The sequence below is a fragment of the Ruegeria sp. D7 genome (genome assembly GCF_056534355.1).
Window position 1 is genome coordinate 81,745 of the sequence record NZ_JBQFPG010000017.1, and the last position, 15,783, is coordinate 97,527.

Sequence of the window (15,783 nt, forward strand, 5' to 3'; positions counted from 1 at the left end):
ATCCCACGGACCGCCGCGCAACCGGCTGTGATCTTGTGATCCTTGCATAAAGCAGGGCCTCGGGCCTTTTGCTTCACGCTGCGATTACAGAAATTTCGGAAGACCTCATGACAACTCAAACGCTGCGCCTGGCCATCGATATTGGCGGCACCTTTACCGATACGGTCCTTGTCTCTGGCGAAGAGACAATCCTGGCCTCCACCAAGACCCTGACCACCCATCAGAACCCTGCCGACGGCGCCATGGAAGGGGCCGCGCGAGTAATGCAGCAATCGGGCCGGACGCTGGATCAGGTGACCGGCTTTATCCACGGCACCACCCTGGCGACCAATGCGCTGATCGAACGTCGCGGCGCGGTGGTGGCAACGGTGACCACCGAAGGCTTTCGCGACATCCTGGAAATCGCGTATGAGCGGCGTTATTCGCAATACGATATCAACCTCGAGAAGCCTGACCTGCTGGTGCCGCGCGAGCGTGCTCTGACCGTGCGCGAACGCATGTCGGCGGGTGGTCAGGTATTGATCGAGCTCGAAGACTCGGCCATCGACGCACTGCTGGCCGATATCGACGCGAGCGGCGCAGAGGCCATAGCGATCTGCCTGATGCACGCTTATGCCAATCCCGCCCATGAACGCCGCCTACGCGATGTGCTGGCTGAGAAGCGGCCCGATCTGACCGTCTCGATCTCGTCCGAGGTCAGCCCCGAGGCGCGCGAGTTCGACCGGCTGTGCACCACCGTCGCCAATGCTTATATCCAGCCGCTGATGCAGACCTATCTGGCCCGTTTCGTCGACCGGTTCGAGGCCGAGGGCGTGACCTGTCCGATCCTGATGATGACGGCGGGCGGCGGCATGTGCACCGTGCGCACCGCCGCGCGTTTTCCGATCCGGCTGGTGGAATCCGGCCCCGCCGGAGGGGCCATTCTGGCCGCCCGCATCGCCGCCCGCACCGGGCTGGATCAGGTGCTGTCCTTTGACGTTGGCGGCACCACCGCTAAGCTGTGCCTGATCGATAAGGCCCGCCCGCAGACCTCGCGCCAGTTCGAGATCGCCCGCGCCGCGCGGTTCATAAAGGGCTCGGGCATGCCAGTGCGCATCCCGGTGATAGAGATGATCGAGATCGGCGCGGGCGGTGGGTCCATCGCCGGGGTTGACCGGCTGGGACGCCTGACCGTGGGTCCGAAATCGGCGGGGTCTGAACCCGGACCCGTGGCCTTCATGCGCGGCGGCACCGAGCCCACGGTGACAGACAGCGACATTACGCTGGGCTACATCGTGCCCGACACATTTGCCGAGGGGCATATCAAGCTGGACCCCGAAGGCTCCAAACAATCGCTGAGCCGGGTGATCGGGTCGAAACTAGATCTCGATGCCGTTGGCTCAGCCGACGGCGTCAGCCGCATCGTCGATGAAAGCATGGCCAGCGCAGGCCGGATGCACGCGGTGGAATCGGGCAAGGATCTTGGACTGCGCACGATGATTGCCTTTGGCGGCAACGGGCCGTTGCATGCCAGCCGGGTGGCACGATCCGCCGGGGTCAGCCGCATTGTAATCCCGCCCAATCCGGGCGTGGGGTCTGCCGTGGGCTTCCTGTTCGCACCCGTGTCGTTCGAAATCGTCCGCTCGCGCTATTCGCTGTTGGACAGCATGGACATGGATGAGATCAACGCGCTGTTCGAGACCATGATCGTCGAGGCCAAAGGCGTGGTTGCCCAAGGCGCGGGCGATGCCCCGACCGAAACACAGCGCACCGCCTTCATGCGCTACAACGGTCAGGGTCACGAGATCGAGATCACTCTGCCCGACCGGCATCTGACAGCAGACGATATTGCACCGCTGACCACCGCCTTTGAGGAAGAATATCGCAAGCAGTTCTCACGCCCGGTGCCGGGGATGCAGATTGAGATTCTCAACTGGGCGGTGCGCGTCGCGACCCTTGACAGCGCCGTGCCACCAGTGCCCGCTACACCTGCATTGACGACCTTCACCGCACCCGACACTCGCCCGATCACCTGCGATGTGGACGGCGCGCTGAAACAGGCCGCCTTCGTGGCGCGGGCCGATCTGAAGTCCGGCGACCATGTGCGCGGCCCGGCGCTGATCCACGAGCCGCAGACCACCACGCTGGTCTCGACTGATTTCTCGGCCCATGTGGACGCCATAGGAAACCTCGTCCTGGTTCAGGACCAGAAAGGAGGCGCATGATGGCGACCGATCTTTCCCCCGCCCGCCTGCAAGTGATGTGGAACCGTTTGCTGGCAGTGGTCGAAGAACAAGGCCAAACCCTGATCCGCGCCGCCTTTTCGCCCATCGTGCGCGAATGCGGCGATATCTCCGCCGGGATCTTCGACGTCAACGGCCGGATGCTGGCACAGGCGGTAACCGGCACGCCGGGCCATATCAACACCATGGCCGAAGCGGTGCAGCATCTGCGCGCCGCCTTCCCGGTTCAGACCATGAAACCGGGCGATATCTACATGACCAACGATCCGTGGCTGGCCTCGGGGCATCTGAACGACTTCCTGTTGATGATGCCCGCGTTCAAGGATGGCAAGGTGGTGGGCTTTACCTCGTGCACCTCGCATCTAGTTGATCTGGGTGGTCTGGGCATGGGCCCCGAAGGCTCCGACATCTATGACGAGGGGCTGCTGATTCCGCCCTGCAAACTGGTCGAGGAAGGCACCCCAAACGCGCTGCTGCTGGACATCATCCGCGCCAACAGCCGCGAGCCCATCGCCAACGAGGGCGACATCTATGCCCTGATCGCCTGTTGCGAGGCCGGGGTGAACCGGCTGGTTTCGATGATGGAAGAGTTCGGCCTGACCGATCTGGATGCGCTAGGGTCCTATATCATCGACACTTCGCGCCGTGGCACGCTTGAGGCCATCGCCGAGGTGCCCGTAGGTATCTACAAAAACGTCCTGAAAATGGATGGCTATGAGAATGAGCTGGAGTTGCACGCAGCCCTGACCGTCAGTAAATCGGGGATGCTTGTGGATTTCACCGGCACCTCGGGTTGTTCGCGCAAGGGCATCAACGTGCCGCTGAACTATGCCACCGCCTATACCGTGTTTGCGCTGCGCTGCATCGTCGGCTCGGACATCCCCAACAATGCCGGATCGCTGGAGCCGTTCACCGTCGACGGCCCCAAGGGCTGCATCCTTAACGCACATCGCCCGGTGCCGGTGGCGATGCGGCACACGCTGGGTCAGGTGACACCCGATCTGGTGCTGGGCTGTCTGCATCAGGCACTGCCTGATGCAGTGCCCGCCGAGGGTGCAAGCTGCATGTTCGACCTGCCCATGCGCCACGCCCCCGAGGTGGCCCGCGATGGTGGGCGCGAATTCGCAGTGGAACCGGTACATAATGGCGGCACCGGTGCACGGCCGCATGCGGATGGTCTGTCAGCCACCGCCTACCCCTCGGGCGTGTTCGGTTCGCAGGTGGAGATCACCGAAAGCGTCGCGCCCGTCACCATCTGGCGGCGCGAACTGCGCACGGATTCCGGCGGCGCGGGCAAGTATCGAGGCGGGCTGGGGCAGCGGATCGAGATGACCTCGTCCAACGGTGCGCCCTTCATCGTGTTCCTGTCGGTCGAGCGACTAAAGTTCCCCGCCCTTGGGCGCATGGGCGGCAAACCCGGCGCGCCCGGGCGCATCCGCTTTCGCGAAGGCGACAGCGACATTCCCGGCAAGGGAGAGCTGCGAGTTGAAGGCGGCGATTATCTGATCTTCGACACTCCCGGTGGTGGCGGTTTCGGCGATCCGGGCGACCGCAACTCGGATGCGCTGGCGCTGGACCTCAAACGCGGTTTGATCAGTGCCGAGGGGGCCAAAGCCTACGGAGGTGACACATGATCCGCCCGGTTTCTCATGTCGGCGCCATGGGCGCCTATGCGCTGGCCGATCTAGGTGGTGAAGGCACCATCTCGCTGGCGCAGAACGAAAGCGCCTTTCCGGCCAGTCCGTCCGCCGTGGCGGCCGGGCAGGCAGCGCTGGCTGATCTGACGCTCTACCCCGATCCCGAATGGCCCGACATGCGCGCGGCCATTGCCGGGGTACACGGGGTCGACCCGGCGCGGGTGCTGTGTGGCGCGGGCTCGATGGAGCTGATCGGCTGCCTGATCCGCGCCTTTGCCGGGCCCGGCGATCACGTGCTGGGCACGCAATATGGTTATGCCTTCGTCGCTTCGGCGACAGCGCAGGCGCAGGCCGAATACGTGGCCGCGCCCGAGGTCGATCTGACCGTCTCGGTCGATGCGCTTCTGGCCGCCGTCACCCCGGCGACCCGTATCGTGTTTGTCTGTAACCCGGGCAATCCCACCGGCACCCTGATCCCGAACACCGAAATCACCCGCCTGCGCAACGCGCTACCCGGCGACGTGCTGCTGGTGGTCGATCAGGCCTATGCCGAGTTCGCCGATGCCGCCAACGATCCGACTGAGGTTTTCGGGCTGGCGGACCGGGGAGATACCGTTATCACGCGCACCTTCTCCAAGGCTTACGGGCTGGCCGGGGCACGCGCCGGGTGGGGCTATTTCCCCACCGACATCGCCCGAGAGCTGCGCAAGCTGTTGAACCCCAACAACATCTCGATTGCCTCGCAGGCTGCGGCAGCGGCGGCGATGCGCGATCAGGCGCATATGCGGGACGTGGTCGCGAAAACGGCAACCATTCGCGATCGGTTCGCGGAGGACTGCCGCGATCTGGGGCTGATCGTGCCGGACAGCCACACCAATTTCGTGCTGATCCACTTTGCCTCGACCGAGCAGGCGCAACAGGCCGACGCTGCGCTACGGGCCGAGAAACTGCTGATGCGCGGTATGGGCGGCTATGGTCTGTCCGACTGCCTGCGCGCCACGATCTGCAACACACCGGTGATGGATCGCTGTCTGGCCGTTCTGAGAAAGGTAACGTCATGAGCCACGAAACGCGTACCCGGGCCAAGATCGGCGTTCTGGTGCCCTTCACTAACACCAACCTCGAGGCCGATATGGCCTTGATGCGCTGCCAGGACACCACCGTGCATTTCCAGCGCATGGGTGGTTATGATGTCGATGAAATCCCAGGTTCTGACCAGATGGCGGGGCTTGGGGCCTCGGACATCAGCCACGATTTGCGGATGATTTCGGGCGTGCGGCCAGATGTGGTGCTGTACGGCTGCACCTCGGCCACGCTGACCCATGGGCCGTCATTCGACGCCGATCTGGCGCAGCAGATCAAGGCCGGATCGGGAGCGCAATCGCTGACAGCCGCCGGATCGCTGATCGCCGCCATTCAGGCGCTTGGGGTGACGAAAGTGGGCTTTTCCTCGCCCTATCTGGGCGAAATCAACACGCAGGCGATGGATTTCATGGCCGCAAACGACATCGAAACCGTGCGTTGCGCCGATGTTGGCCGCGAGCTGGGCAATTACGGACAGGGAGAGCTGACCCCGGACGAGGTTTACGACCTCGCCTGTGAGGCAGACCACCCGGACGCGCAAGCCGTCGTGCTCAGCTGCACCGACATGCGCGCAGTCGAGGCCATCGAGCAGATCGAGGACACGCTGGACAAGCCGGTAGTGACCTCAAATCAGGCGATGATGTTCTGCATGATGCGGGCGCTGCGTCTGCCACGCCACGAGGCGCTGCCGGGCCGGTTGTTCGATCTGCTGTAACCGAACCGGGGCAACGGTCGCCCCCCCCCGCCCCGATATTCCATCAGGGTTCGCCGCTGCCGATCTCTTCCTTGCGTTTGGCGATATAGGCATCCAGCTCCTCACGCACAGAGGGGTCCATCTCGGGCATCTGATACTCGCGTAGCGCCTGCTGCCAAACCTCGGTGGCGCGTTGCAGGGCGTCCTTGGCTCCGGCCGCCTCCCAGTTTTCATAGTTCTGCCAGTCGGACAGCATCGGTTTGTAGAACGCGGTCTCATAGCGTTCCATCGTGTGATCGACGCCAAAGAAATGGCCGCCAGTGGGCACCGATTTGATGGTGTCCAGGCCCAGTTCATCCGTGTCAAATTTCATCGGCTTTAGGAATTCCATCATGTTCTGGATGATCTCGATATCCATGACGAATTTCTCATAAGATGCGGTCAGCCCGCCTTCAAGCCAGCCGGCGGCATGATAGACGATATTGGCCCCTCCCAGAACCGCGCCCCATGTGGCCATCATCGTTTCGTATGCCGCCTGCAAATCCACCACGTTGGATGCATTTGCGTTCGATGTCCGGTACGGAATGCCATAGCGCCGCGCCAGCTGCCCGCCGACAATATTCGCCTTGGCATTTTCCGGTGTGCCAAAGGCCGGAGCCCCGGATTTCATGTCCACATTCGAGGTGAATGAGCCATACATGACAGGCGCTCCCGGGCTGACCAACTGCGTCAGCACCACACCGAACAGCGCCTCGGCGTTCTGTTGCGCCAGCGCGGCAGGAAGCGTGACCGGTGTCATTGCCCCCATCAGAGTGAATGGCGTGACCGTCACAGGTTGACCATACTCGGCCATCGCGATCAGGCCGTCACCCATGGCATCGTCGAACAGGCGTGGAGAGTTCACCGAAATGATTGTGATCACTCCCGGATCGCCGCGCATGTCCTCAGGTTTCTGACCGCGCGAAATCGCCATCATGTTGATGCCATCCATCGCCCGCCCGCGCCCGATAGCGGTGCAGTGAAAGCTCAGGTCGCTATAGCTCAGGTTGGCGTTGTAGGTGTCCAGATGGCGGTTGTTGGCGGGCATTTCGATCGGGGCCATCACCTGATTGCCGATCAGATGGATAGCGTTGAAGTGATGCGCCAACCGGATGAAGTTGCAATAGTCATCGTAATTACCCTGACGGCGGCCATTGATACAGTCATGTACGTTCGGCGGCCCGGCAACCAAACCAAAATTCACATGATCGCCGCCCAGCGTAATCTGTTTCGCGCGGTTGCGAGAGGTCAGCGTGAATTCCGAGGGCACCGTTTTCAACGCTTCGGCGACAATGGTTTCGTCCATACGGATGGTCTTGGTGTCGCGGTCTACGATGGCCCCCGCGCGTTCGAAAATGTCCATAACATTGTCGCCCATCACCCGGATTCCGGCCTCGGACAGAATGCGCATCGAGGTTGTATGCAGCTGATCCATCTGTTCAGGGTTCAACAGCTCGAACGGCGGATAGCTGTTGCGCACCTGTTGCCAGGGCAGCTGTTCGATTCCCGCCGCCGCGCGCCCGGATTTGCCGCGTCGCCCGCCGCTGCGTCTGTCTCGTGCCATTGACCTAGTATCCCCGTTGTGGATTTACGATGTTGTTCAGCACCTCGCCCTTGCGATAGCGCATCAGGTTCTCGGAAAACATGCGGACCGATTTCAGATCCCAGCCGTCATAGACCGAGCTGCAGTGCGGTGTGACGATCACGTTGTCCAGTTCCCAGAACCTGTGCCCCTGAGGCAGCGGTTCGGTAACGAACACGTCCAGCGCCGCGCCTCTGATCCGGTTCTGTTCCAGCGCGGCCAGTAGAGGTGCTTCGTCAATTACCCCACCTCGCGAGACGTCGATTATCACCGTCGTCGGTTTCATGGCGGCAAAAGCCTCCGCCCCGACCAGACCGCGCGTGCTGTCCAGCAGTGGTACGCAAACGACGATAAAGTCAGCGCGTGGCCAGAGATCAGGCAAAGCCTCCATCCCGTGTACCTCGTCCACGTTGGGGGTCGGTTTCGGGCGGGCCCGTACACCGATTGTGTTCAGCCCCATAGCTTTGGCTCGTGCCGCAACAGCCTCTCCTGTTTTGCCAAGGCCGATGATCAGCACCGTCTTGCTGTCGATGGGCTCGACTTTGCCGCCGATCCAGTCCCGCCGCGCCTGCGCGGCACGAAAGCCCGGGAAATCCAGCGTGAAATGCAGCATCGCCCCCAGCGCATATTGTGCCATCATATCGGCGGCGACCCCGGCGGCATTTGTCACCGTTACCTCATCAGGGTTCCAAGGGTTCAGGTGATCGGTACCTGAGCCGCCGACCGAAGCCCATTTGATTTGCGGGTTCTCGACCAGTGCTGCGCGTGGAAAGCCGGGGGTGCCCGCAAAGCGAACGGAATAGACAACTTCAGCCCCTGTATCCTCGATCAAACCCGTGAGCGCCTCGTAGCTGTCGCAGGTGTGGATCGGCAGATCGGGATGACCTTCAGCAAGAACCGCACGGGCAGCGTCGGGGTTATCGGTGTGCAAGATCACGGTGGGGGATTTCATGCGGGTACCTCCGGTTGGAACTCGGCGCTGGCAATGGCTACCGCGTTGGCGAAAAAAGCAGTGGCGGCGACGTCGAAAAGGACATCGAACCCCACACCTTTGCGGTCGTTGCGCCATGTGATTGCCTCGACATAGCCCACGCGGGTCTGGGCGATCTTTCCCACTGGAAAGGCACCGGGCGACAGGTCGACCGGGCAAATCTTGGCCAGCAGATCGAACAGGCGCGGGCCGGTCAGGTGCATCATGGCCCAGGTTTCCTCGCGCCAGGAATAATAGCCCTTTGGCGTGGCGGCGACCTGCCACCGGGCATACAGGTCGGCAGGCGCATCCAGTACCACCACCTCTTCCTGACCCAGACGCAGAAGGCCATCGGCGGTTTCGTTGACGTCTGGCACCTTCAGGCCCCGCGATTGCAAAAACGCCACGGTGCCTCGGCCCTTGAGGCCAAAACGCGGCGTATGGGTCAGGTCCTGCAGGAAAATCTGCCCGGAAACCAGCGGTGTGCCTTCAGCAGCGCCCTTTGGGTCAAGCGGATAGGTTCGCATCATCACACCTCCTGCCGTTTGTTTTCAGGATCAAAGAAGGTGTGGCCGCGCACAGTTGTAACGACGCGCTTGCCATTGCGGCACTTCACCGTGACCTGCGATCCTTGCGTAGCGTCATCGCCATGCACATATGCCAGCGCGATATGGGTGTTCAGCGTCGGCGACCACAGGACCGAGGTCACATGCCCCACCGGTACCTCGTCCCTCAGTACCAGACAGCTTTCCCCCGGTACATCTGGCCCGTCGAATGTCAGCCCGACCAGCTTGCGCGGCAGGCCTTTGTTTCGGCGCATCTCGGTTGAGCGCTTGCCCACGAAAAACGGCTTGGTCTTCGAGATCGCCCATTCGAACCCCAGCTCATCCGGCGAAGTCAGCGCGTCGGTGTCCTGACCAATCAGGATATGGCCTTTCTCCAACCGCAGAATCCGGCTGGCTTCCAGCCCGTAAAGGCGCAACTCGTGCGCGTGACCCGCCGCCATCACCGCATCCCACAGGGTGTGGGCATAGCTGGTGGGGCAGTGCAGCTCGTAGCTCAACTCGCCGGTGAACCCAATCCGCATGGCGCGCACTGGCACCCCGGCCACCATGCCGCTGCGCCCGTCGAGATAGGCAAAGCTATCGCGCGAGAAATCGATATCGCTGTCCAGCGCCTCGACCACGGAGCGCGCCTTGGGACCGGTAATGTTGAAGCCCGAGAAGGCCGAGGTGACGTTCAGCACATCCACATCCAACCGCCACTGCGCATTCCAGAACAACATATCCGAATAAACCCGCGCCACGGCCCCGGTGGTGGCGGTGACATAGAACAGATCCTCGGCCAGCCGATACGCCACGCCATCGTCGATCACCGTGCCCATTTCGTTTGTCATCAGGCAGTACCGGCAACGGCCCACAGGCTGCTTTTTATAGGCCATGGTGTAAATGCGGTTGAGGAATTCGCCCGCATCCGGGCCACGCACCTCGAGCCCGCCCAGAGTTGAAACATCCAGCACGCCGACCCCATTGCGCACCGCATGCACCTCTTCTTCGATAAGGCGCTTGGCGTCTTGTTTGGGGCCGTAGAAATAAGGCCGCCACCACGCTCCGACCGGGCGCATGTCCGCCCCCAACCGGATATGTTCGTGATGCAGCGCGGTGCGCCTGTCTGCCGGGTGATGATGACCAGACAGCACGCCCAGCGTTTCGGGGCCAAAGGGCGGACGGGCGGTAGTCACGCCGATCTGCCCGATTGTGCGGTCGGTCGCCTTGGCCACCACCCGGGCGGTGGCCAGCGCCGAGTGCCGCCCTTGTGACGGCCCCATACCAACTGTGGTAAAGCGCTTGATCAGCTCCAGCTCGCGATAGCCTTCCTTAACCGCGTTTTGCAGGTCCTTGATCTGAATATCCTCGTCCCGGTCGACAAAATCCTTGCCCTTGGGATGCCCGGCGATTGCCGGTTCGAAATTCGTCAACGCAGCCTCGACATCTTCAACCTGCGCGATGTCGCGGGTTGGCAGCCCCAGACGAGTCAACGCCGTCTGTGCCGCGCGTTGCGCATCGGCCACCACCGCATCAGGCGCAAAGACCCCGGCAACACCCCCGGCAATGCCCAGCGGAGCGTCTGGCAGAGACAGGGAAAACCGCGCCGCCGTTTCATTGTACCCAAGTTTCGCGCCAGCATGACAGGGCAGTTGCCACATTGGCGCATAGCCGACCGAAATCACCAACAGATCGCAATCCAGCCAGTCGCCTCCGACCTTTACGCCGGTAACATGGGTCTTGCCACGCGCCTCACCCACGGTGCCGTGAATGACACGCGTTCCCCTTGTTGCCAGTTGCTGGCCAAGCTCACCGCCGCTGCCGCTGGGGCGCGGATCAACCACCGCCGCCAGTTCTACGCCTGCGTCCAACAGATCCTGCGCCACCCGATAACCGTCGAGATTGGCGGCCAGTACCACCGCGCGCTTGCCCGGTTTCACACCATAGTGCCGCATAAGCCGTTGCGCACCAGTGCCCAGCAAGATGCCCGGCAGGTCATTGTTTCGGAAGATCGTGGGCTGTTCGATGCAGCCGGTGGCCAGCAGAACCTCGCGCGCGCGCGTCTTGAACAGCTTGTTGCCCCGGATCAGCGGCAGCCAGTTGTCCTCGAACCAGCCGTTCACCACTGTACCGGTCATGATGCGGAAGTTCGGCAGACTTTGCACTTTCGCCAGTAGGTCGGACAGCCTGTTGGCATCGCGGCCATAGGTCAGCGCACCGCCCAAGACCGGCTCCTGCTCGGCCAGAATGACGTCAGCTCCGGCTTCGGCGGCTTCGATGGCGGCGGTCAACCCGGCCAGCCCCGCGCCGACGACCAGCAGGTCACAAAACAGGTTGGCCTTTTCGTAGTCTTCATGCGGGGCGTTGATATCCAGAACGCCCAGCCCAGCCTTCTTGCGGATCAGCGGCTCCCACAGTTTCAACCAGCTATTGCGCGTCGGACCCATGAAGGTGCGATAATAGAACCCCACCGGCATAAATCGCCCCAGCTTGTCCATGAATGCGTCGCGGTCTCGCGCCAGTGATCCGTTGACGTTCTGCGCCGTAACTTGCAGCCCTGCCGAAATCGGATGCCGGTCGGCCTGCACGTTCGGGTCCGAGGGCAGTTGCACCAGCGTATCGGCCTCGGTGCCCGCCATCGACATCGCACCGCGCGGTCGGTGGTATTTGAACGAGCGCGACAGCATCCACTTCCCCTGCCCGGCCAAAGCCGAGGCGATCACATCACCTTCGTATCCCTGAAACGCCTGCCCTTCAAAGCTGAACGATACCGGCGCATCTCGGTTGATCCTGTTGCCCCAGGGTGCGGGAAGTCGGGCCATCACCTTTGCTCCAGCTCTGAGGGGTCAAAAGTGCGGATCACCTCGTTCGTGGTGGCGTTGCGCTCCGCCAGAAAGAAATAGTTCGAGGGCACGTGCCGCCACCATTCCACCAGCGTTCCGCGTGAATTGTCGGCGCGGAACAGGTGACGCGCCCAGTCCTGATCGCTGGTTGCATCCGGGTCGGGGTTGGCGCGCAGGGGGCCGAAGCTCTGGAATTCATTGATGTTGCGGGGCCCGTTCATCGGGCAGATCAGGATCTTCATGTCAGTGGCTCGCGGCAGTTGCGCCCATTTCATTGAGCAGATCAAAAGTGGCGAAACGCTCCATTGTGAAGGGTTCGAGTATCGGCGCGACCTTCTGGTTGGCGATGGACTGCGCCATGTATTTGCCCGCCACCGGAGTGGCTTTGAACCCCCAAGTGCCCCAACCGCAATCTAGCCATAGGTTGGACAATGGGCTGGCACCCATGATGGGTGAGTAATCGGGCGTCATGTCGGTAATCCCGGCCCATTGTCGCAGCAGACGCACCCCGTGCAGGAACGGGAACAAATGTACCGCGCCTTCGGCCAGATGTTCTTTCATGTCCAGTGTCGAGCGGGTGGAATACAGCTGATAAGGGTCCGAGCCACCGCCGATCACGATCTCGCCTCGCGAAGACTGCACCAGATAGGTGTGCAGGCTGACCGAGCTGACCAGCGTGTGCAGCCACGGTTTCAGCGGCTGCGTAACCATCGCCTGCAACGGATAGCAACGGATCGGCAATTCTACCCCGGCTTTCATCGCCATGTCGTAGTTCATGCCCCCGACAGCAATCATCACCTGCCCGGCACTGATATCACCGCGATTGGTGCGCACTTTTGTGATCTTGCCACCGGCAGTGTCGAACCCTTCAACCTCGGTACGTTGATGAATTTCCACCCCGCGCCTACTGGCTTGCGCTGCATAACCCCAGGCCACCGCATCATGCCGCGCAGTGCCTCCATCGGCGTGCCACAAACCGCCGATGATTTCCAGCGGCCCGCCCTCATCCATATTCAGATGCGGGGACAGGTCCTTGACCGTCTGCGCATCAACTACCTCGATCCGGGTGCCCGCGTGTTTACCCATCTCGGCCCGCAGATGGAACGAGCGTAGCGTCGCCTCGGTATGGGCCAGCGTCAGTTGACCGCGCTGGCTGAACATGACGTTGAAATCCAGCTCTTCGCTCATCTCCCCGTAAAGCTGCACACCTTCCTTGTAGAACGCGATGCCCTCTTTGGTGATGTAGTTCGAGCGGATGGTAGTGGTGTTCCGCGCGGTGTTGCCGCCCGCCAGATAACCCTTTTCCAGCACAGCCACATTGGTGATGCCGTGATACTTTGATAGGTAGTGGGCACAGGCCAGTCCGTGGCCGCCACCACCTACGATGACCACATCGTAACTGGATTTAAGCTCTGGCGTGGCCGGAATGTCTCCGGTGACAGGGTAATCGGCGGATAGCCCGTATTTCAGCAGCCTTAGCGGCATTTTTGTTGTCCTGATTTCAGCGGTTGTCAGCGGCGTCATAAATCAGCGCGCCGAGATCCGAGAATTTGGCGTCCGGCGACTGCAACCCCAGAACCGCGTCGCGTATGGCGGCGGCACGGCTGACCCCCAGCGGTGGAGTGGCGAACTCCATGAACTTGGCAATCACTTCGTCACGGTCCATGGGTGCCTCGGGCCCGCCGCGCGCGTGGACGTCGCCCGACGCCAGTTCCCGCCCATCCGTCAGGGTCATGACGACATCAGCAACGCGGCTTTGAGGAAAGCGGTCGGAATGGCGCGCGGTCTCGGCCACCGAGATACGGTCGACAATCGCCGCGACCAGCGGATCGGAGAGGCCCGCGCCGGTGATATGCTCGACCCCGATACGGCCGTGCGCCACCGTCGTCGCCACCGCGAAGGGCAGCGAATACTGCGCCTTCGAAGTGTCATCCGGCATACCCTGAAACAGGCAGGCACTTTCGTGGAAAGTGTTCACCTGAATCGCGGCAATGTCCTGATGAGACAGGCCATATTCACGCATCAGCGCCCTGGTGGCGTCGATCGCTGCATGGGCCCAACGACAGATCGGATAGGGCTTCACATATTGATGTTCCATCTGCCAGAAGCTGCCCAGATCCCGCCAGTGATGCGCGACCTCATCCGCCTCTATTGTGATCGCCGGCGCGCCGGTAAATCCCTTCTCGGCCAGCACTGCCGAGGATACACCCACCAGCGCGCCCCAGCCCGAGCCGTCATGCAGCATGGTGGGGTTGGCAATCTCGCGCATCATTTGACTGCGCGGCCCGTGATATTCGGCGATGCCCATGGCCTGCCGCATCCGTTCTGCGCTCAGCCCGCGCAGACGGGCGGCAACGGCCACAACTCCCAACGCGTTCCATGCGCCGGAAGTGTGGTAGTCGCTGACTGTGTCATGCAACGAAATCCCGGCGCGCCCTGCGATTTCGTATCCAATAGTTACGGTCGCCAACGCCTCGGGGCCGGAAAAATCCGCGACCGTTTCCGCCAAAGCCGCCAGAGCCGGCACAACGGCAACACCGATATGGCCCTTGGTGGGGTTATAGCCGTCATGGCCATCTAGATTATCGGTCTGAGTCGCAGCGGCATAAGCCGCGCCGGCAACGCTAACCTTGCGGCCATCGAACAGCATCCGTGCGCAGAGGCCCGGATCGCCCGCACCGTAAAGCGCCACTGCGCTGTCACGCGCGATCTGACCGGCCTGCATCGGTCCGGACCCGATGGTGATCCCCAGCGTGTCCAGCAGCATCAGTGCTGCCGCTTCGAGCGCGCTGTCGGGGAAATCCTGCACCCTTCGATTTAGCGCAAACTTTGCGATAGTTTGAAATGTGTTGGTCACGATGCCCTACAGATGAGGTTTCGGGTTCGGCCAAAACCTAAGTGTGTTTGCCCATCGCAGCACGAAAACAATACGAGGGCAATGGCCCCGGAAAATTTGTAGCTTTGGCTCCGCTCCATTGTAGCATATGAACCAGATCAATTCCCGCCGCGAAACAGGATTCCCGGCGTACCACCCATCCGCCCGCCCAGGAAAATGTCGCCATGATGAACCTGCCCCACCTGATCTTCCTGCGCTCCTTCGAGGCCGCCGCCCGGTACCTCAGCTTTACCAGCGCGGCAGATGAGCTGAACTGCACCCAATCCGCCGTCAGCAACCATGTGCGTTCGCTCGAAGAGTTTTTGCAGCGGCCTCTGTTCGTGCGCCATGCCCGGTCATTGTCGCTGACCGACGTGGGCGAGGCGTATCTGCCTTCAGTGCGGCATGCTCTGCATGAGATTGACGTGGCCACACAATCGGTCATCCAGCGGTCACACACCCGCAAAGTCGTCGTGTCTTGCCCGGTCAGCCTGGCCGAGAATTGGCTACCGGACGTAATCCGGGGCTTTAGCGACCAGCACCCGGATATCGACCTGACGGTACACGGCACCGTCTGGATTGATGTCGAGCCGAACGTCTCGGACATTTCGATAACGGTCAATCATATTGACGATGTGACGGTGGGCGCACGGCAGCTGTGGGCCGAAAAGCTTGCGGTCGTGTGTGCGCCCGAATTCACAGTCAATGGCGCGCAGCTGACCGATCCGGCGCAACTGCAAGAGGCACCTCTGATCCATATTCTGGGTCGTCCAGCTTATTGGGAACGGGTCGCACGTCATTTTGATCTGGCAGACCTGAACCAGAAGGAAGGGCTGCGGACCAACGCTTCAAATCTGGCAATGGAGATGGCGGCGCAGTCGTTGGGCTGCGTCGCTCTGCCCAGCTCTTTGGCCGGGTCTTATGTGGACCGGGGGCTGCTGATCGAACCGTTCGAATTCGATTTGGACAGCCCCTGGGCCTATTTCGTGCGTCTCAAGGAAAAACCCGTTTCACCGTCGGTCAGGCTGTTTCAGGACTGGCTGCTAAACGCCGCCGCCAGCATGAACCGCTGACCTGCAATGGGGCTGCTCAAGCAGCCCCTTCCAGTGCCGGTTTAACATCACGCAGGCGGTTTCCATCCGGGTCAAATGGGGGCTCGGACAGGATTTTCGCTTTATGGGGATTGCCAAGGATGAACACTTCGACCGTATCACCAGGTTGTGCGACCTCAGGGTTTATATAGCCAAGCGCTAGCGATTTGCTATATAAACCCTGAGGTCGCACAACCTGGTG

The 15,783-nt window shown here is 61.7% G+C and carries 13 protein-coding genes; 5 read left to right on the forward strand and 8 right to left on the reverse strand.

What is annotated here, in order from left to right:
• Positions 1-107 precede the first annotated feature (107 nt).
• The 4 genes from ACRZ9U_RS18955 to ACRZ9U_RS18970 are packed head-to-tail and all read left to right on the forward strand — an operon-like array spanning position 108 to position 5,657.
• A complete protein-coding gene (locus ACRZ9U_RS18955; protein ID WP_170407378.1) occupies positions 108-2,204 on the forward strand; it encodes a hydantoinase/oxoprolinase family protein in 2,097 nt (698 codons plus the stop codon).
• Entirely contained in the window at positions 2,204-3,856 is a 1,653-nt protein-coding gene (locus ACRZ9U_RS18960; protein ID WP_170407381.1) for a hydantoinase B/oxoprolinase family protein, read from the forward strand. The genes ACRZ9U_RS18955 and ACRZ9U_RS18960 overlap by 1 nt, the downstream gene beginning before the upstream one ends.
• Complete coding sequence (locus tag ACRZ9U_RS18965; protein WP_170407384.1) at positions 3,853-4,920, forward strand: aminotransferase class I/II-fold pyridoxal phosphate-dependent enzyme; 1,068 nt, start codon at positions 3,853-3,855, stop codon at positions 4,918-4,920. Before ACRZ9U_RS18960 ends, ACRZ9U_RS18965 begins: the two co-directional genes overlap by 4 nt.
• Positions 4,917-5,657, forward strand: coding sequence for an aspartate racemase/maleate isomerase family protein (locus ACRZ9U_RS18970; RefSeq protein WP_170407387.1), 741 nt, complete (start codon positions 4,917-4,919; stop codon positions 5,655-5,657). The genes ACRZ9U_RS18965 and ACRZ9U_RS18970 overlap by 4 nt, the downstream gene beginning before the upstream one ends.
• A gap of 43 nt (positions 5,658-5,700) precedes the next feature.
• Here ACRZ9U_RS18970 and ACRZ9U_RS18975 read toward each other — a convergent pair whose 3' ends face one another.
• Genes ACRZ9U_RS18975 through ACRZ9U_RS19005 form a run of 7 tightly spaced genes read right to left on the reverse strand, consistent with a single transcriptional unit; the run spans position 5,701 to position 14,472 of the window.
• Positions 5,701-7,239, reverse strand: a complete 1,539-nt coding sequence (locus tag ACRZ9U_RS18975) for a trimethylamine methyltransferase family protein (protein ID WP_170407390.1) — start codon at positions 7,237-7,239, stop codon at positions 5,701-5,703.
• Positions 7,240-7,243: 4 nt separating this feature from the next.
• Positions 7,244-8,209, reverse strand: coding sequence for a D-2-hydroxyacid dehydrogenase (locus tag ACRZ9U_RS18980; protein WP_170407393.1), 966 nt, complete (start codon positions 8,207-8,209; stop codon positions 7,244-7,246).
• The gene (locus ACRZ9U_RS18985) at positions 8,206-8,754 is read right to left on the reverse strand and encodes an aminomethyltransferase family protein (protein ID WP_170423139.1); all 549 of its coding nucleotides are present in this window, start codon (positions 8,752-8,754) and stop codon (positions 8,206-8,208) included. The genes ACRZ9U_RS18980 and ACRZ9U_RS18985 overlap by 4 nt, the downstream gene beginning before the upstream one ends.
• A 2-nt stretch (positions 8,755-8,756) precedes the next feature.
• On the reverse strand, positions 8,757-11,594 hold the full coding sequence (locus ACRZ9U_RS18990; RefSeq protein ID WP_170407399.1) for a 2Fe-2S iron-sulfur cluster-binding protein: 2,838 nt from the start codon (positions 11,592-11,594) through the stop codon (positions 8,757-8,759).
• The gene (locus tag ACRZ9U_RS18995) at positions 11,594-11,857 is read right to left on the reverse strand and encodes a sarcosine oxidase subunit delta (protein ID WP_170407402.1); all 264 of its coding nucleotides are present in this window, start codon (positions 11,855-11,857) and stop codon (positions 11,594-11,596) included. The genes ACRZ9U_RS18990 and ACRZ9U_RS18995 overlap by 1 nt, the downstream gene beginning before the upstream one ends.
• Position 11,858: 1 nt before the next feature.
• On the reverse strand, positions 11,859-13,100 hold the full coding sequence (locus ACRZ9U_RS19000; RefSeq protein ID WP_170407405.1) for an FAD-dependent oxidoreductase: 1,242 nt from the start codon (positions 13,098-13,100) through the stop codon (positions 11,859-11,861).
• A gap of 16 nt (positions 13,101-13,116) precedes the next feature.
• Positions 13,117-14,472 (reverse strand): MmgE/PrpD family protein, encoded by a 1,356-nt coding sequence (locus tag ACRZ9U_RS19005; RefSeq protein WP_480902691.1) that lies wholly within the window; start codon positions 14,470-14,472, stop codon positions 13,117-13,119.
• A gap of 203 nt (positions 14,473-14,675) precedes the next feature.
• Between ACRZ9U_RS19005 and ACRZ9U_RS19010 the strand changes: the two genes are divergently transcribed.
• Complete coding sequence (locus ACRZ9U_RS19010) at positions 14,676-15,563, forward strand: LysR substrate-binding domain-containing protein (protein ID WP_170407411.1); 888 nt, start codon at positions 14,676-14,678, stop codon at positions 15,561-15,563.
• 16 nt (positions 15,564-15,579) lie between these two features.
• Here the strand turns inward: ACRZ9U_RS19010 and ACRZ9U_RS19015 are convergent.
• The coding region (locus ACRZ9U_RS19015) for a glycine cleavage T C-terminal barrel domain-containing protein (RefSeq protein ID WP_480902694.1) at positions 15,580-15,783 on the reverse strand (204 nt) is incomplete at its 5' end.